This is a genomic window from Brasilonema sennae CENA114, assembly GCF_006968745.1.
Lineage (GTDB): Bacteria > Cyanobacteriota > Cyanobacteriia > Cyanobacteriales > Nostocaceae > Brasilonema > Brasilonema sennae.
Map to the genome: position 1 here is coordinate 2,293,805 of NZ_CP030118.1, position 18,878 is coordinate 2,312,682.

Below are 18,878 nucleotides of genomic sequence, written 5' to 3' on the forward strand. Positions count from 1 at the left end.
CTCCTCACTGTTGATTTGTGTAACTTGATTCCTCACTTTTCGCGTAATCTAAAGATAATGGCAGAAACTCGTATTGGGATTATTGGTGGCAGTGGTTTATACAAAATGGACGCCCTCAAAAATATCGAAGAGGTACAAGTCCAGACACCTTTTGGTTCTCCATCGGATGCTTTGATACTGGGAACTTTAGAGGGTACACGAGTTGCTTTTTTAGCGCGTCATGGTCGCAATCACACGCTGTTGCCTTCCGAGTTGCCATTTCGCGCCAATATTTATGCAATGAAGCAACTGGGTGTGGAGTATCTGATCTCTGCTTCTGCTGTCGGTTCTTTGAAAGAAGAAGTAAAACCATTGGATATGGTGGTTCCCGATCAATTTATTGATAGAACGAAAAATCGGGTTTCAACGTTTTTCGGTGAGGGGATTGTTGCTCATATCGCTTTTGGTGATCCGATTTGTAAAAATTTGGCAGTTGTTGTTGCAGAGGCGATTGCCTCCCAAAACTTACCAGATATCACTGTCCATCGTGGTGGTACTTATGTGTGTATGGAGGGACCAGCATTTTCAACAAAGGCGGAATCCAATCTTTACCGCAGTTGGGGCGCAACGGTGATTGGAATGACCAATTTACCAGAGGCGAAGTTAGCACGGGAAGCAGAGATTGCCTATGCTACGCTTGCTTTAGTGACTGATTATGATTGTTGGCATCCAGATCACGATAACGTGACAGTGGACATGGTCATTGCTAATTTGCAGCGAAATGCACTCAACGCTCAGAAAGTCATTCAAGAAACAGTGCGGCGTTTGAGCGAAAATCCACCCTCAAGTGATGCACATTCAGCGCTAAAGCATGCGATTTTGACAAACTTAGATAAAGCTCCCGCAGCAACTAAAGAAAAGTTGGGGTTGTTGTTGAAAAAGTATATCTAGAAACGAGAGTATCATACAAACACCAAAATTGCGCGTACGCCTGCGGTACGCTTTGCGTACCGCAGGAGCGTGCTGCAGCCGTACACGAAGCGTTCATCTATAGTATCTGGTTGGTAATCATTATTACTGTTTTGAAGCAATACTGTCAGGGTGTTTCCTTTCCCATAAGTACCTCTAAAGTCATAACACTTTTCTAAGCAACCTTTTGGGCAATTTACGTCTTATAGCAGATATCGATTAATGCCCAATGGCAGAATTTCTTACCTCATTCCAGGTGTTATTATTTTTTACAGTGAAGGTAGAACAGTGAGTAAGCGTGCTTGATGAGGGTTTCCCGACAGAGGTATCTGGTTACTCCAGCGCCCTTGGTAGATTATCCCTCCGCAGGCTCTGGCGAACCCGAAGGGTGAAAGTAGAACAGGCTGCATCAGTTACCAATCATTTACAGTTAGAAAAACTTGTCTACCATCACAAAAAAAAGCTGACGTGTATCACAACCAAGTTATATTACCGAGATATAGGGGATAATATAACTTGTGAGGAGAAAACGGAAGCAACTTGTATCAGAAAGGTGAAAATATTATGAAAGCCAAACTTATAGCACTTTTAACCTTAGTGACTCCCCTAGTCTTGGCTAGTTCAGTGAATGCAGCGAATCCACAGCATGTTAAGAAGCTACTTGCTACTGGGGAATGTGCAAAGTGTGATCTATCGAAAGCAAACCTCAGCGGTGCACATTTAATCGGTGCTGACTTGAGAGATGCTAATCTTCAAGGAGCAAATTTAACAAAGGCAAATCTTGAAGGTGCTGATCTTACAGGTGCTAATTTAGCCGGCGCTAACATGACGTCAACTTTAGCGACTAATGTTGATTTCAAGAAAGCCAATCTTAATAAAGTGAATTTCACTCGTGCTACGATTCACGATTCTAATGTGTATGGGGCATCGATGAATGACCTCAATATTACTAATGCCGAAATATCTAACACAGGCATAGGTATCGGTGGTGAAGACGCAGAAGTTCCTGATTGGAAATAAAGCTTACGATAGCATTGATTCTGGGAACAAGAGAATAGGGATTGGTAAACTCCTTGCACACAAATTCTCTGTTTGTTTCATTGGTTTAGCTGATTGAGTCACTCTGTAAGTTAGGACAGCCTGAGAAAGAGGTTATGTAGGGCGATGAATTATCGCCCTGTGGAAAGCTGACATCTTGTATTGTTGTCATGTATTGGCGACGGGACTCTAGACTTATTTCGACAGCTAAACGCTAAGCTGTTTACATACAGAGACTTTTGGATAAATAGTCTTATTTATTTTTGTCCAGCTACTTATTGCTGAAGTCGGGGATTGTCGCGAGTGTGTTCTACTCTAGTCAAAAATTCGTCTAACACTTGCAGAAATCTTTCTGTTTCTTCCAGATGAGGCATATGTGAACTGTTTTCAAACAGTACCCACTCTGAATCAGAAATACCTTGCTTTAATTTTTCTACACAAGCTGGGGTTACCTCATCATACCTACCAGAAAGCAGCAGTGTCGGTACAAAAATTTCACTCAATCGATTTTCAAGACTCCAGTCGATGATTTTGCCAGCGCCGCGAAACTCTGTACCAACTTTGCTGTATGCTTTAGTCAAACAACTAGGCCAAGGGTTTAAACGACAGAGAAAAGAATGGTTAAAGACCTCCATAGCCTGTTTATATTCTGGCTGTTGAGTTGTACCTGCGGTTTCATGTTTACTAATAATCTCTTTGATTTCTGCTGGTAGATCATTCATCAACTTATAAGCTTCACTCACAAATTGCTGAATGTTGGCAGGTGTATTAGCTAAAATCAGACTTGCTAAACCAGTTGCTTGAGAAAGAGTATGTTCTAGTGCCAAACAACCACCCCATGATTGTCCAAAAAGATGGATTTGCTCTAAGTTTAAAGTGCTGCGGATGGCTATAAGTTCATCTTTAAATAAATCAATGGAATATAAATTTGCGTCAGTAGGGCGATCGCTATTTCCACATCCTAGTTGATCGTAGAATATAACTTGCCTTCCCGTGTTAGCGATCGCTTCTAATGGTTCCAAGTAATCGTGGGGTACTCCTGGTCCTCCATGAATACACAAAAGAGGTAGTTTGTCTTCTGCTTCTTGGTTCGGTTTAACAATGCGATACCACACTTGATGCTCACGAAACGAGATAAAGCCTTCAACGGCAGAAGTTGATGACTGTTGATTCATACAAGTAGCAAAAAATTAGCAATAGTATTTACAATAACTTGATTTGTATATCTATAAACTATTTTAAGTAGTGAAAAACTCTTATACTTAGCCATATTGAAATCCGGCTTTTATTATAAACTGGTATTTAAAATAAAAGCAGGCGATAAGCCCGAGGACTTCGGTGTGAGCGCGATCCCTGAGCTTGCCGAAGGGCAGTCGAATGCTTGACGCTGCACCTATAGCGATGGTGAACTGAATAATTAAGGTATTCAATCCACCATTGTTTCGTTGAGTTACTAATGAAAGCTGACGTAGTTAAACCTTGACTCGTCGGAGCAGTTAGCTTTATTCCTTATCTACTTTTTCAATATCATCAGGTGTACCACTGGCAGAAATTTTTGATGTGCCAGATTTACCTGCACCGGAGTTGCCGCCAGAAGCGCCAGCACCGCCAGAGTGTTTAGAATCCGTGTTTCCTTGTTCTTCCTGGAGTTGTTCAAGGCGGTTTTTTTCTTGAGCTTTATCTTTTTGATCAGCCATATCTTATTTACATTTTTCGGGCTTGGTTTAGCTGTTAACTCTACCATTTTCCCTATTTTATATCTTGCACCTAACGGGATAAGCGCTGGCTTGGTTTTTTTAGTATAAAGAATTACTTCTTATGAGCAATTATGAGCGGAAACTGGGGCGGGTACGGCTTAGCCTATGGGAAAATTTACACTTCCGTAAAGCTGCTGGACGCCCGATGTCACTCTGAGGTAAATCCGCTTTTGGAGGTAAAGACGTTTATCAAATGGTTGTAGTATTCTAAGAAAGACGTAACTTTTGAGAATTTTTACCCAAACTCGAAACGTAAGATATTAATAATGTCAATAAGTATAAATATTGGTGAAATGTCCTCCTCAAAGATAAGAGCATAAGATAGGCTAAATATAGGGTAAAATCGGCATTTAGACTTGTCTAAATACAAGATGAGCTAATTTTTGCATGATTTGTATTTAGATGAGTACCATGATTAGCAACCTACATAGCGTGGGATAACCATACATTTGAGAGTGTAGTCCATTAAAAAATCGACTTAGAATGCTACCTCTAAGCCATACTAATTAGGTAATAGCTACTGCCCTGTTAGTGCTTTTCTACCTTGTAGTTGATGAAGTGGTAATGGAAGCGCAATTATGGTTATAGGTAGCTAGAACGAGCGTTGTACCTCAAAGTCAGTTGTGCTAACGTACCAGTGCATCGTTTAGTCAACAACCTTTTGGTTGTAACTGTCCGGATAAAAGTAACTCAAGTCTGAAAATTATGGAAGCCCAAATGCAAGAACCAGAAATAGTGGAAACTAAGTCTCCAGAAGCAACGATGGCAAATATCAACAATCAAACAGGCAGCATAACGAAACTCCAGCCAAGCGTGCAGTCTCAAGATCAATGGCTAAAATACGGAGAACAAGTTTCTGGCTTTTTAGCGACACTGCCCGAATATCTGGGAAGCTTCTTTAATAGATACAAACAGCCCCTGGTTAGCATTGGTTTGATTGTGGCAGCAATTGTCGCGGTCAAGATAGTTTTGGCGGTATTGGATGCTTTGAATGACATTCCTTTGGTATCACCAACCTTTGAATTAATTGGTATTGGTTACTCTACATGGTTTATTTACCGCTATCTACTCAAAGCCTCAACTCGGCAAGAGTTAACTGATGAGATTACAACTCTCAAGTCACAAGTTGTTGGCAAGGAAATTTCGGAAAGCTAAGTAGCTGCGAAGGAAACTGCATATCGTTGGTTTTGAATTGTCTGCCTGAAACACTTGGTGAACGTCAAATTACAATGCCTCATGACTGGGTAAATCCAGTTCTGCATGAGTGTTTCCTGACAGTGCCTGTAAGCGCAAAGCGCACGGCTGCTGCTTTAGGGAATGGCGCAGCCGTGCCTATGGCACAGGATATAGGTGTACCATAGGCATAGTGCTTCGCCCAGGGTAATAGCAAATCAATAGAGTATTGTCGGGCATTATCAGCGTCTTGAGATCAAAGTCTGAAATTGACAAAGCAAAGCCTGCGTAAGCAGGCTTTTGGTTTATGAGTAGTTGCGTGAAGTACCCCATATTGCCTTTGGGTGGCAGCTTTTGGGGGGAAGATTCCCCCCAAAACGTGCCTTCTGAAGATGGGGCTTCCCCCCAAATCCAACTAGTACAAGGACGGTCTTATTCGTCTTTTGGGCTTCCCGCTTCATCGGGTGATGCCTCCTCAAACCCGTGCTTGATTCCGTCTTACTCTCCCTCCACAGGCAGATCCTCGCCTCCCGCAAGGATATAACTTTTCGTACAGCACAACATGGCTTATTTTTTACCGTAGAGCGTAATCTACGAACCAGCGGTTATGCTCTTTCCCTGACCTTTGATCTTTCTGTACCAAGCGGAGGCAGTGCGTTGGGGAGCCAGTAGTGCAGGAGGGTCTCCCTCCGTAAGTATCTGGCGTCCGGGTTTCCCGACTTGTAAGCGCAAGGCGCACGCTACGCGAACGCGCAGCGTCTCCGCAGGAGTTAGCACCTGCCGTTCTTACCGCTACTTAGGTTATCTGTTCCGACACAATCAGGTGGGTCATCAACCACTACAATGGTAGCACAGAGACATCAGATTTGCTACCATGACTCAAATTAGTTTGCGCTTATCACAGAGAGAAAAAGAGCATTTACAAAAGTACTGCGAACTAACGGAACGCAACCAAACAGAAGTGTTGAGAGAACTTGTTCGTAGACTGTCAATCAAAGGGGCATTGAACCCCCTTGATTGACCGCGCAACCTCGCCCACCGCACTCAGGGATGGGGAATTCCGCTCAAATGCGTTAATTTTGGTTGAGCACTTGGACTGCAAACCCTCTCAAGGTGTTTTCACAATGCTTTGAGATTCTATGGGTTGCAATCTTCCTGTTTGCACCAAAGCTTGATGAACCATAGCAGCAACCTCAGCACGGGTTGCTTCTTGATTGGGAGCCAAAACTTCTGGATCAGGGTTGTTTACTACAAGACGATTTTCTGTAGCTGCTGCTATCTTATCAATGGCGTATTTAGGAATATCTTTGGCATCTTTATAGATACTTAAAACTTTTTCAGGGGAAGAAGGTACTTTGAGATCCAACCCACTGACAAGAGCAACTAAAACTTGTACTCGTGGAATTTTTTGGTCTGGTTTGAAACTTTCGTCTGGATATCCTTTTAAAAATCCAGTTGCAATGGACCGGTTAATTGCTGGAATTGCCCAGAATTTTGGTGGTATATCTTTGAAACTTATTGAATTCCCAGCATCTGCTTTTTTAAACGCTTGTTGCAAAATAGCAGCAAATTCAGCACGGTTTACAGGCTGGTTAGGTCTAAAAGAGTAATCAGGAAAGCCTTTGATCATTCCACGAGAAGATAGAATATCAATGAAACGCCGTCCCCAAAAATCACCAGGTACATCTGTAAAAGCAATTGGTGGGGGAATTGTTGGTAATTTTTCACTCGCAGTGACGCGAGATTGTTCTGTAGTCGTGGTACGAGGAAAGGATGATGGCTCTTGTGATTGTGACCAGGCTTGCTCTGGAGGTACATTTAAAGTTTGAGGGAACAGATCGTCTAAGAAGGTGTGTTTCTCAGTTGGGGATGGAGTTACTGTTGGTTTGGCACCAGGAAGAATAAATGGAATTGCTGGTTGTTCAGGGATTGCTGGAATGATTGGAGAACCAGAGGAAGTCCGCGAGGGAGATATCAACCCAGTGAAATTCCAGTTAGAATTCTTACGGGAGAATGTCCAAAATAAAATAATCCCGATAGTCACAAAAGCAACAAGAATACCGATAAATTCATCAAAACCAAGGGTATTGTTTGGAGATGACTCCGGATCTGGAGGGCGCATATTTGTCATCTTTTAAGGACTAAACGACAAGGTGCATGATTAAGGTTATTAAGTAATAGGTTACAGTTTTCAGGTTACAGATTCGTTAAAACTCTTATAACCATCATCTTAGAGTACTCGCAGCAAGCTAGGAATACTTTCTAGTTCTGCAAAAGTACGAATTTCTGTTAATGCTTGCCGAAAATCACCTTCTCGAACATCGTGAGTCACAACAACAATTTCTGCAAGTTCTCCCTGAAAACCTGTTTGGACGATTGACTCCAAACTCACTGCGTGATTGCCAAAGCAAGTTCCCAATTTGCCAATCACTCCCGGTTGGTCTTTGGTGAGAAAACGAGTATAAAATCGGGTGATCAGTTCTGCCATTGGCACAATTTGGCAGTAGTCTTGATGTCCGCAGGTCAGTAGCGGATTTGGTACTGATGTACCTGTTTGGAGTGCTGCTACTAGGTTCAAAATATCCGATGACACAGCACTCGCAGTTGGTCCTGCACCGGCACCAGGACCAAAAAACATCACCTGTCCAATGGGTTCACCTTCAACAAGAATGGCGTTATTCACGCCGTTGATGCTGGCTAGGGGGTGTGCTTTCGGGACTAAAGTCGGCTGGACTGTGATTGAGATGGCACCAGAAGAGGAAATTCGTTTGCCAATCGCAAGCAATTTGATCACAAATCCTAATTTCTCGGCATAGGCAATATCTGTTTTGCTGACTTGCCGAATTCCCTCACAGTAGACTTCTTCCAGCCTGATGCGTCCACCAAAGGCTAATGATGCGAGGATGGCGATTTTATCTGCGGCGTCTAAGCCATCAACATCAGCAGTTGGGTCAGCTTCAGCATAACCTAATTGCTGGGCATCAGCTAAGACATCACTGAAGTTGCTGCCTTCGGTTTGCATCCGCGAGAGGATGTAGTTAGTCGTACCATTAATAATGCCAGTGATGGTGTGAATCTGGTTGACACTTAAAGATTGCTTTAAAGGTTGAATGACTGGAATACCACCACCGACGGCGGCTTCCAGCATAACGTAGACCCCAGCTTGATTCGCAGCCGTGAAGATTTCATCACCAAAACGGGAAATTACGGCTTTGTTAGCAGTCACCACGTGCTTGCCATTTTGAATAGCTTTGAGGATTAGCGATCGCGCTGGTTCAAGTCCCCCCATAACCTCGACAACAATATCTACCTCTGGTAGGGTGACAATGGCTTCCAAATCTGTTGTTAATACCGTTTGTGGTAGTGTGACTGCGCGGGGTTTGTCGAGCGATCGCACTCCCACACGAGAAATTTCTACGAGCTGCAACAACGGGTGACGAAAACCGCTATTTTGTAACAATTGCACCGTACCCGTCCCTACAGTGCCTAATCCCAATATTCCTAGCTTTACACCCACAAGTCTTACACCAATCTTAGATTTTAGATTATTTTGTCAAATAAATAACAATTGTAGGGTGAGCAATGCCCACCCTACAATTAGTTTTGTTACTTAGTTTATAGCTTTTTGTCAAAAGCCTAATGACGAATGACGAATGACTAAGGACTAACTTAGTATGTTTCTACGTGCCAACGACCAGCTTTTTTGAGGTCTTTTTGGTAACTACTCCAAGTCACACCATCTTTTTGTGCAGCAGCACTCAGTGCCGCATCAATACCATCTTCCATACCGCGCAAACCACAAATGTATGTGTGGGTTTTCTCATCTTTGATCAAATTCCAAAGTTCATCTGCATGTTCTGCGACACGGTCTTGGATATACATTCTGCCACCTTCGGGGTTTTTCTGTTCCCGGCTGATGGCATAAGTGAGGCGGAAATTATCAGGATACTTTTGTTGTAATTCTTCCAGTTCTTCCTTGTAGAGGATGTTAGGAGTTGTAGGTACACCAAATATCAACCACGCAAATCCCTTGAACTCGTATTCTGGGTTAGCAGCTCTTTCGTTGTCCTTGAACATGCGCCACAGGTAGGCACGCATGGGGGCGATACCTGTTCCTGTTCCCATCATAATAACTTTGGCTTCTGGGTCTTTGGGTAACAACATTTCTTTACCCACAGGACCTGTGATTTTTACATCGTCTCCTGGTTTGAGGAAACACAGGTGTGTAGAACAGACACCGTAAACTGTTTCGCCGCTTTCTGGGTGCTTGTATTCCAACTGGCGGACGCACAGGGAGACTGTTTTGTCATCTACATCATCGCCATGACGGGTTGAGGCGATCGAGTATAGTCTGATTTTTTCTGGCTTGCCGTTTTTATCCACTCCAGGTGGGATAATACCGATACTTTGACCTTCTATATAGCGCAGATCACCAGCAGAAATGTCAAATTTAAGGTGCTGAACAATACCAATTCCGCCTTCTGCTACTAACGCATCATTGGATATGCACTTACCAATAAATGGAGCGTTTGGACGGTAAATGTTGACAGGAACGTCAGCATGTGATTCTTTTTTGGGTTTTGCTTGAGTCATGGTGTTGCCTTGTTTGTCCTTTTTTTTGGGCTGTTGCTCAGCGACAGGTGTGGCTTTACCATTTGCTTGACTGCTTGCAGTCTCGGTTTCAGTGTTAGCATTTGCTGTAGAGGTATTTCCATTGAGATGCTCTAAAGCATTCAAAGGCTGGATGCTAACAATTTTCCCACCGAGGCGAATGATCCGCCGTGTCTCCTGATTCATGCGGTTGTAAGGCACTCTGATGAATACACTGCCACTATTACGAATCGGGTAGTTTGTTTGATCAGTTTCTTCGCTCTGACGCAAACCCACCACTTCATATAAATAAACACGGCTACCTGATTCTGTGTTGGCAGCACCTTCAACAGCACCTTTAATATACATTCCTTCTACCACTCCGATGTCTACTTAACCTTTAATTAAAAATCTTTCCCAGCACAAAGCGCCAGCTTTAGTTTACATGATTTTCGGTGGACAAAACTGGCGCTTTTCGGAAGGCCGGGATCATTAGCCAATGCCTTGTCAGGCACACTCACCAAAGACACGCACCGAATGGCAAACACACACACCTGTTCACCTTCTAAGGTAAAGGATAAATCTTTTGGAGAATGTTAATCATGAATCAATTTAATCTTTTTTTTGGAAGCACCACCTCCCATAGAGGGAGATAACTTCTTGAAAGGAAATACTAGCAAGCCTTGTATGCAGTACTTCCTTCTGTTACAATCCAATATAACACTAGGATTAAATACTTACCAGCAACAAATTCAGACTACTCAGATAGGTATCTACTGGCACAGTCTTGTATACCCGTCTACTCTGTTATGGCACGGCTGGGGGCGAAAACGCAGGATAAACCATTGGGGTAAACTCCTGGCTAGAAAAAACTGTCAGAAAAATAATTGATTGACTCATCTTTAGTATCAAGAGGAGATTTATGACTAAGCCGGAACGCATAGTATTGATTGGGGTAGCCGGAGACTCCGGATGCGGTAAGTCTACTTTTTTGCGTCGCCTGATAGATTTATTCGGTGAAGACTTAATGACAGTCATCTGCTTAGATGACTATCACTTATTAGACCGTAAGCAGCGTAAAGAAACCGGAATAACTGCACTTGACCCAAGAGCAAACAATTTTGACCTGATGTATGAGCAAATCAAAGCGCTCAAAGAAGGTCAAGCAATTGATAAGCCGATTTACAACCACGAGACCGGGGCGATCGATCCACCAGAAAGAATAGAGCCAAATCACATTATCGTTGTTGAAGGGTTACATCCCTTATATGATGAGCGGGTACGCGAACTCATTGACTTCAGTGTCTATTTCGACATCAGCGATGAAGTCAAAATTGCCTGGAAAATCCAGCGAGACATGGCAGAACGCGGTCACCGCTATGAAGATGTCTTAGCTCAAATCAATTCCCGTAAACCTGATTTTACAAAGTACATTGAACCGCAAAGAGAATTTGCTGATGTGGTTCTCCAGGTATTGCCCACAAACTTAATCAAAGACGATAAAGAGCGCAAAGTTCTGCGGGTACGTATGCTCCAGCAGGAAGGGAAAGAAGGCTTTGCCCCAGTCTACCTCTTTGATGAAGGATCATCAATTCAGTGGACTCCCTGCGGACGTAAACTGACCTGTTCTTACCCTGGTATGCAACTGTACTATGGCTCGGATGTCTACTACGGTCGTTATGTCTCTGTGTTAGAGGTAGATGGTCAATTTGACAACCTAGAAGAAGTCATTTACATTGAAACCCATTTGAGCAACACATCTACAAACTACAAAGGTGAGATGACTCACTTGTTACTGCAACACCGCGAATACCCAGGTTCCAACAATGGTACTGGTTTATTCCAAGTGCTGACAGGTTTAAAAATGCGTGCTGCTTACGAGCGGTTAACATCTAAACAAGCAAAACTAGCTGCTAAGGTTTAGTTTAAGTAGATGTTTTTGTGTCTTGTGGTGTTGGGGGTGCTCACGGGCGTCCCCCGATTTTTTTATGGTTTGCTTAGTATTATTCCGTTCCCTGTTTGTTCTTCAGGAAAGAACGATAACTAAGTAGAGTAACTTTTATTTATCTTTAAAATAATCAGTCTTAAGTTATATTTTTAAGAAAGTAACATAACTTACGAACTTTGATTGTAAAAATGTTGTTATGATTGCAGATTAAAGTGGCTGAACTAAACGCTTGCGTTTAGTCAATCAGAAAAATGTTCTATGGAGGAACTACACTTGTCTCATCGTTATCTATTTACCTCTGAGTCAGTGACTGAGGGGCATCCAGATAAAATCTGCGATCAGATTTCTGATACCATTCTAGATACCTTACTCTCACAAGACCCCAGTAGTCGTGTTGCGGCTGAAGTTGTCGTTAACACTGGGTTGGTACTTATCACTGGCGAAATTACGACTAAAGCCAATGTGAATTATGTGAATCTAGCTCGCAAAAAAATTGCTGAGATAGGTTATACCAACGCGGAAAATGGGTTTTGTAACAACAGCTGCTCAGTGATTGTCGCATTGGATGAACAATCACCTGATATTGCTCAAGGTGTAAACACTGCTCAAGAAAGCCGTGAGAAGAATAGTGAAGAACTATTTGACTCTGTTGGTGCAGGTGACCAAGGTCTCATGTTTGGCTTCGCTTGTAACGAAACACCAGAACTGATGCCCTTACCCATTAGCCTTGCTCACCGCATTGCTCGCCGACTGGCTGCAGTCCGTAAAACAGGTGATTTGCCATACCTGCGTCCTGATGGTAAAACGCAAGTCACTATTGCATATGAAGACGGACGCCCTGTAGGAATTGATACCATCCTGGTTTCTACCCAGCATACGGCTACCATTGGTGACATCACAGATGAAGCCGCAGTGCAAGCCAAGATTAAAGAAGATCTGTGGTCAGCAGTGGTCGAACCTGTATTCGGAGACATTGATGTTAAGCCAGATGAGCAAACTCGCTTTTTGGTTAACCCCACAGGCAAGTTTGTCGTCGGTGGTCCTCAGGGAGATTCTGGTCTAACCGGACGTAAAATCATTGTTGATACCTACGGCGGTTACTCGCGACATGGTGGTGGAGCTTTTTCTGGTAAAGACCCCACCAAGGTAGACCGTTCAGCAGCTTACGCTTCTCGGTATGTGGCGAAAAATATTGTCGCCGCTGGCTTGGCAGATAAATGTGAAGTCCAGCTCAGTTACGCCATTGGTGTAGCGCGACCAGTCAGCGTGATGTTGGATACCTTTGGCACGGGTAAAATTGATGATCAAATTTTGCTCGAATTGATCAAAACGCATTTTGAACTACGCCCAGCAGGCATTATTCATGCCTTCAATTTACGTAACCTGCCCAAAGAACGAGGCGGACGTTTTTATCAGGACGTCGCGGCTTACGGTCATCTTGGACGGAACGATTTAGACTTACCTTGGGAGCGCACCGATAAAGCAGAATTGTTGCAGCAAGCAGCTAACAATTTGCTGTCGGCAGCGATTGTATAAATACAATCAGGAGTTGGAGGCTAAATTAGTTTAGCTTCTAGCCCTCTTTGTTTGCCCAGCCCCCGTTAGGGGGCTATTTTATCGAACAATTCCTAAGTAGCTAGTATACGGGGCGCGTAAGTCCTGTTCCCATCTGACAACCTAACTTTGACCATAAGTTTGGGTCAAAAAAAATGGGATCTCTATTTAAGCCTTGTGAGCTTTCTTACAACACCCCCTCACTTTTAAAACATCCTCTAAATGATGGCGATTTTTTTTTGCAGCAAATAAATTTAACTTAGAAGCGATAAAAGATGTAGACGCCTTATTGGCAACAACTCACTGTAAGCTGAAAGAAATCAGCTTTATAAAAACTTCATAAGTTAGGCGAAAAAACTTAGCCTTTATTTCACACTTTTAAGTACATTCTTTAGTGAAAAACGCAGTGAACCTGTTAAAAAGAAGATGATAATGTAAGAAGAGTTAATAGAAAATTGAACAAAATCCTAGCTTGGAAAAAAATACGGTGATTTTTGCGGGAGGGTAAGGAGATTTGAGGGATGCAAACTCAAGAGCCAACCGCTGTTGACAGCAATTTGGAAATAACACAAGTGTCAGCCCAAGAGCCTTCTACTGACGAACTCCCCACTATAGAATTTCCCTCTCGAAGGAAACTCAAAGCCAGTTCTTGGCGCATTCATCAGAAAATTGGCTATGGGTACTTTCTGGCAATTGGGATTGGTTTTCTAGGCTCGTTGACTGGGTTAGTCATATCCAATTTCTATTTGGGGATAGAAACTAAACAATTAGAGCATGCTCAGTTTCAAACGCAAGTGCTGAGTAGTTATAGGAATGCTTTAGTAAATGCACAATTGCATGGCTCTAACTTGGTTGCTGTTATACGAAATCCGCAACGCCTTTCTAGCAAAAGAACTGAATTGTTAAGCAGTGTAAAAGATGCTAAAAACGTTGAGCAACAAATTACGAAATTTATAGATAGCAAGCCTGGAAAATTAGCAGTACCGGAAGATACTCTACGAGCTATATTAAATGACTACTCCCGTAACCTAGAATCTTACGTTAGCCAAATTGATTCAATCCTACAGCGGTTTGACCAGCAGCCAGAACAACAGCAGATTTTTGTAGTCAGAAACGAGTTGCTGGAAATGATGAGCGGTAAAACAGCCATGCGGCTGGATGAGATACGTAAACGGTTAACCAACAACTTGCAAATTGCTCAACAACAAGAGCAGAAACTTACAACAGATCTGACGATCGCAAAAAAAGTCGAGAGATTAATTGCTGTAATGAGTATGCTGGTGTCAGTGGCGATCGCAGCAATTGTAGCATGGCGTACTTCTCGGGCGATCGCCGAACCAGTCATTCTTGTCACTCAAGTCGCCGAACAAGTCGCGAAAAAATCTAACTTTGATTTGCGAGCTCCTATCAGTACAGAAGATGAAATTGGATCACTGGCGAAATCTCTTAATCGTTTGATTGAGGGGGTTTCTGAGCGAACCAAACAATTGCAGCAAGCAAAAGAATTAGCAGAAGGTGCTAACAAAGCAAAAGGTCAGTTTCTGGCAAATGTTAGTCACGAGTTACGCACACCGTTAAATGCCATTATTGGCTTAAGCCAACTGTTGCGCGATGATGCTGTTGATTTTGCAATGTCAGAAGAGTTTATTGATGATCTTGAATCTATCAACACTGCGGGTAGGCATTTACTGATATTAATCAACGATATCCTCGACTTATCAAAAATTGAAGAGGACAAAATGACTTTCTACCCAGAGACATTTGAACTCGCTGCGCTCATCAATAACGTAGTTTTCACAGTCAAGCCTTTGGTGGAGAAAAATGGCAATCTTTTAGAAGTGAATTTTGATCGCGAACTTGGCATCATGTACACGGATCAAACTAAGCTACGACAGGTTCTGTACAATCTGCTGAGCAACGCTGCCAAGTTTACCACCAACGGTAGGGTGAGATTCATCATCAACAAAGAAATACAAGACGTTCAAAGAAGTCACACTCCTGCAATGATCACATTTACTGTTGAAGACACAGGGATTGGTATGTCCGATCATCAACAGCAGCAGCTGTTTCAACGCTTTACGCAAGGAGATGCTTCTACCACAAAAAAATATGGTGGAACAGGACTGGGGTTAGCAATTAGCCGTCACTTTTGCCAGATGATGGGTGGTGAAATTTTTGTCACGAGCGAACCTGGAGTCGGCTCAATTTTCACCGTTCGCCTTCCACTGATAGCTAAAGATTAGTTTTCTGTAATAAGTCGATTTTAACTTGTAGAAGAAAATGGTTTATTCTTTGAATTAATGAGCTGTAAACTCAGTCGATCCTCCCTGCGCTAAAATTCAAAAGTCAAAACAATTTGAAATTTTTGAACCGCAGATGGACAAGCCACTGCGCCCAGGCGTGCATAAGGGCGTTATGCAGTCCTTGTTTCGGTGCTTTGTGCACTGGAGTATGGGGATTGATAATTCAGTTTTGTGGAGCAAAGACTGAGCTATGATGATAGTCGCCATGATTCGTCCAGGAATGTTACTTCAGGGACGCTACCGAGTTGTCTCTCAAATTGGTGGCGGTGGTTTTGGTAAAGTGTTTGAAGTGGATGATGGCGGTACCTCTAAAGTTTTAAAAGTTTTGAGCTTAGAGCGCTTTCATAATCCAACAATTAAACAAAAGGCGATCACGCTATTTCAACGAGAAGCTGAATTACTAGGTCGTTTAAGGCACTCTGGTATACCGCGTGTAGACTCAGATGCGTATTTTACTTGGTCTGATGGTAATAATGCTGAACCGTTGCACTGTCTGGTGATGGAGAAAATACCAGGTTCAAATTTGCAACAGTGGTTGCAAGCCAGAGGAAATCAACCACTCACCACAGAACAAGCTCACGAATGGTTAATTAAATTAGTAGAAATACTTAAGGTACTGCATCAGCATCAATACCTTCACCGAGATATTAAACTACCTAATATCATGCTAAGACCTGACGGGCAACTGGTGCTGATTGACTTTGGTGGTGTTAGGGAAGTCACAAATTCTTATTTAGAAAAAGAACTAGGCAAACAAACTGGAACTGTACTTGTTTCTCCTGGATTTACACCTCCAGAACAAGCTGAAGGTCACGCCGTCCCACAGTCAGATTTTTTTGCTTTGGGGCGAACTTTTGTCTGTTTGCTCACAGGAAAATCTCCTCTCGATTTTCTTACAAACTTGCAAACAGGACAACTGATTTGGCGTGACCAAGCAACGAGTGTTTCCCCACAACTAATAAACTTAATCGACCGCCTCATAGCTCCTTTTCCTGGACAGCGACCTCAAAATTGCCAGGAAATCTTAAATTATCTTCAAGGCAATCAACACGAGTTTCCACTATCTGAAGATGAATCAGAAACCTTACCACCAGATACCTTACCACCAGATACAGGGTTTGTAGTCAGTACTTCAGGACTGAATCGTTCACTATCAAATACATTTCCTTCTCAACAAAAATCAGATAAACAACTAGTTGAAAAACCTAAAAAAACACAGGATAAAATTTATAAAAAATATCAGGGTAAAATTTTCATGACTGGATGTTTAGTTTTGCTAAGTGGAGGTATTACAATCTGGACAATGGCACCCAGATTGGCATATAAAATCAATAACTTTGGTTATACAGAATACAGTAATAAAAGTTTTGATCTTGCCGAAACTTCTTATAAGTTAGCTCTATTATTGAACCCAAAATTATCAGAACCTGATTACAATTTAGGCTTGCTTTATGAAGATAAAAATAACTTAGTTCAAGCTCGGACTATGTATCAAAAAGCTGTGGAGAAGCGTGACGATAAAGCTTACAACAATTTAGCACGTTTACAGATTTTCAATAAACAATATACAACAGCAGTGACGCTACTGCGAGAAGGACTGTCAATTGCTGAGGATAATCAAGTGAAATACGCTATGTGGAAAAATTTAGGTTGGGCATATTTAGAACTTGGGCGTTATCCAGAGGCGAAAAACTCTCTTCAAAAGGCAATCAATATTAATGGCGATCGCGCTGCTGCGTATTGTCTCCTAGGTAAAGTTTTAGAAAAGCAAAATAATAGGCAAGAAGCACTTTCAGTTTGGAAAAAGTGCTTATCTAGCCAATCAAAAACGATAGAAGAAAAACAGTGGGTTCACGAAGCAGCAAAAAAAATTAAGGAAATATAACAATTATCAAATTAACGAACCTGCAAAAAAAATGAAGGAAAGATTACAGTTATCTTCCACTTCTAAAAACCAAAGGACTCAATAATGAAGTTAAGTGCACTACCAAAAAACAGGATAGTAAAGAGTACAAAAGCGAAAATTTTCGTTTGTTTTGTTGCTGCTTGCTTCTTGCTTTTGATACTAGTAAAACCAATTTTACCACCAGCATTTAGCACTGAAGTTAGTCAAACACCCATTGCTCAGTCTGAGTGCACAATCGCTCAAAGTGGTGATCCTCGCAGTCCGAATAACCCTGATATTCCCTACATTATCAGTCCCCGCCGAACTTTGCTACTGACTGACAAGCCGAAGCTACGCTGGAATCAAGTTTTAGGTGTCAAAAGTTATGATGTGAGTTTACAAAAAGCTGGTTCGGTTCTTTGGCAAACAAAAGTGAGTACTAATCAAGTGGTGTATCCAGGAGAACCAAGACTAGAAACAGGTGTGGAATATTTACTGAATGTTAAAGCAGACAACGGTAAATTGTCAACAGATGAAAAACCAAATGCACGAGGTTTTAGCCTTCTGTCCAAAGAAGAAGCACAAGTTGTGAAAGCAAGCATGATGCAACTAAATAATCAAAAAGCTTCTGACAAAGTAAAAGGTTTACAAAGTGCTTTTTTTTATATTGGTGCTGACTTAAAATCAGAGGCGATTGAGACACTAGAAGCCTTGATAAGTAGTGGTATTAAAGAAACTTCCGTCTATCGAAAGCTTGGCTATCTCTACTGGCAAACAGGAGTTAATGTGCTAACTGAGACTAATTATTTAAACGCACACAAATTAGCAGTAGCTAATAAGGATGTTTTACAGCAAGGACAGATTGCGGAAGCTTTGGGAAATTTGTATATAGCAATAGATGACCAAAAAACAGGCAGAAATTGGTTCAATAAAGCACGAGACAGTTACAAAACTTTAGGTAATAAGCAAAGAGTAGAAGAACTAAATGAGCAGATAAATCAACTGAAAACAAACAAACCTACTGCGTAAGTTAGAAATCAAGACACTGATTAGTAGCTCAATCTAATTAAGCGTAAAATGTAATTAGGAACGCGAGTGTGTGTTCTCAGCATATAAGGCAAACTGAGTGTAGACAAGGGAGGCGGCTTTCTGTTCGCACTCTTGGCGTTTCCAAGAAAAAGATAAGCAAGTCATTTCAAAGACTCTATTTACCTTTTTCAACGTTGACTTAACTTAGCATCCGGAATGGTGTGATTTCTGTTGGTATACATATATGTCTTTAGGTGAAGTAAAATCTGTTCTATAAATCACCCAACAACAGGAGTATGACAAATGACTGACCAAACATTACACCCGAATCAAGATATTCGTAAAGCTGAAGCCAAAAAACTACTAGAACAAGCTAATCAACAGTTAGGAGAAGCTTTAAAATCTTACCAACAAGCACAAGAACTCTATCAGGACGTGGGTGAAGAGACTGTTGCTACTCTCATCTCCTATCTTATTTCTCAAAGCAAAATTTTGACTGTTAGTAGCACAGATAAGTCTGGTAATTCTAAAATCAACTTAACTGCTGCTAGTGGTATATTGGCTAATCGTTCAAGGATAAGACGTCCTAAGTAAAGGAAAACTTAATAATTCAACATTTTAATGACTGAATGCGATTTTGAGAAAATTTTTAC

General features: G+C 41.9%; 16 protein-coding genes. 10 read left to right on the forward strand and 6 right to left on the reverse strand.

The genetic code is table 11. From position 1 onward, the window contains the following. Positions 1-57: 57 nt before the first annotated feature. Positions 58-930: an S-methyl-5'-thioadenosine phosphorylase gene (locus DP114_RS09755; protein WP_171975987.1), complete on the forward strand. Its 873-nt coding sequence runs from the start codon at positions 58-60 to the stop codon at positions 928-930. Positions 931-1,512: 582 nt separating this feature from the next. Next, on the forward strand, positions 1,513-1,968 hold the full coding sequence (locus DP114_RS09760; protein WP_169263162.1) for a pentapeptide repeat-containing protein: 456 nt from the start codon (positions 1,513-1,515) through the stop codon (positions 1,966-1,968). Between the two features lie 293 nt (positions 1,969-2,261). Here DP114_RS09760 and DP114_RS09765 read toward each other — a convergent pair whose 3' ends face one another. Further along, on the reverse strand, positions 2,262-3,161 hold the full coding sequence (locus DP114_RS09765) for a proline iminopeptidase-family hydrolase (RefSeq protein ID WP_171975988.1): 900 nt from the start codon (positions 3,159-3,161) through the stop codon (positions 2,262-2,264). Positions 3,162-3,488: 327 nt separating this feature from the next. Beyond that, positions 3,489-3,683, reverse strand: a complete 195-nt coding sequence (locus tag DP114_RS09770; RefSeq protein ID WP_169263160.1) for a hypothetical protein — start codon at positions 3,681-3,683, stop codon at positions 3,489-3,491. Positions 3,684-4,448: 765 nt separating this feature from the next. Between DP114_RS09770 and DP114_RS09775 the strand changes: the two genes are divergently transcribed. Both DP114_RS09775 and DP114_RS09780 read left to right on the forward strand, forming a co-directional pair. Continuing rightward, a complete protein-coding gene (locus tag DP114_RS09775; RefSeq protein WP_169263159.1) occupies positions 4,449-4,898 on the forward strand; it encodes a CAAD domain-containing protein in 450 nt (149 codons plus the stop codon). Positions 4,899-4,930: 32 nt separating this feature from the next. Beyond that, on the forward strand, positions 4,931-5,104 hold the full coding sequence (locus tag DP114_RS09780; RefSeq protein ID WP_216669986.1) for a hypothetical protein: 174 nt from the start codon (positions 4,931-4,933) through the stop codon (positions 5,102-5,104). A gap of 403 nt (positions 5,105-5,507) precedes the next feature. On the opposite strand, the gene DP114_RS09785 is transcribed toward DP114_RS09780, so the two are convergent. From DP114_RS09785 to petH, 4 genes are all read right to left on the reverse strand, one after another. After that, complete coding sequence (locus DP114_RS09785) at positions 5,508-5,693, reverse strand: hypothetical protein (RefSeq protein WP_172195182.1); 186 nt, start codon at positions 5,691-5,693, stop codon at positions 5,508-5,510. Positions 5,694-6,024: 331 nt separating this feature from the next. Next, positions 6,025-7,047 (reverse strand): S-layer homology domain-containing protein, encoded by a 1,023-nt coding sequence (locus tag DP114_RS09790; protein ID WP_169263156.1) that lies wholly within the window; start codon positions 7,045-7,047, stop codon positions 6,025-6,027. Between the two features lie 99 nt (positions 7,048-7,146). Continuing rightward, on the reverse strand, positions 7,147-8,433 hold the full coding sequence (locus DP114_RS09795) for a homoserine dehydrogenase (protein WP_169263155.1): 1,287 nt from the start codon (positions 8,431-8,433) through the stop codon (positions 7,147-7,149). A gap of 152 nt (positions 8,434-8,585) precedes the next feature. Continuing rightward, complete coding sequence (gene petH / locus DP114_RS09800; protein WP_171975989.1) at positions 8,586-9,875, reverse strand: ferredoxin--NADP reductase; 1,290 nt, start codon at positions 9,873-9,875, stop codon at positions 8,586-8,588. Positions 9,876-10,428: 553 nt separating this feature from the next. On the opposite strand from petH, the gene DP114_RS09805 reads away from it, so the two are divergent. From DP114_RS09805 to DP114_RS09830, 6 genes are all read left to right on the forward strand, one after another. After that, a complete protein-coding gene (locus DP114_RS09805) occupies positions 10,429-11,430 on the forward strand; it encodes a phosphoribulokinase (protein ID WP_169263153.1) in 1,002 nt (333 codons plus the stop codon). 297 nt (positions 11,431-11,727) lie between these two features. Continuing rightward, positions 11,728-12,990 (forward strand): methionine adenosyltransferase, encoded by a 1,263-nt coding sequence (metK, locus tag DP114_RS09810; protein ID WP_169263204.1) that lies wholly within the window; start codon positions 11,728-11,730, stop codon positions 12,988-12,990. A 539-nt stretch (positions 12,991-13,529) separates the two neighbouring features. Continuing rightward, positions 13,530-15,251 carry a sensor histidine kinase gene (locus tag DP114_RS09815; protein WP_171975990.1) on the forward strand — a complete coding sequence of 574 codons (1,722 nt, stop codon included), beginning with the start codon at positions 13,530-13,532 and terminating at the stop codon, positions 15,249-15,251. 250 nt (positions 15,252-15,501) lie between these two features. Continuing rightward, positions 15,502-17,196 carry a protein kinase domain-containing protein gene (locus DP114_RS09820; RefSeq protein ID WP_169263151.1) on the forward strand — a complete coding sequence of 565 codons (1,695 nt, stop codon included), beginning with the start codon at positions 15,502-15,504 and terminating at the stop codon, positions 17,194-17,196. A gap of 84 nt (positions 17,197-17,280) precedes the next feature. After that, a complete protein-coding gene (locus DP114_RS09825) occupies positions 17,281-18,225 on the forward strand; it encodes a hypothetical protein (protein WP_171975991.1) in 945 nt (314 codons plus the stop codon). Between the two features lie 303 nt (positions 18,226-18,528). Next, positions 18,529-18,819, forward strand: coding sequence for a hypothetical protein (locus DP114_RS09830; RefSeq protein WP_169263149.1), 291 nt, complete (start codon positions 18,529-18,531; stop codon positions 18,817-18,819). The last annotated feature ends 59 nt before the right edge of the window (positions 18,820-18,878 follow it).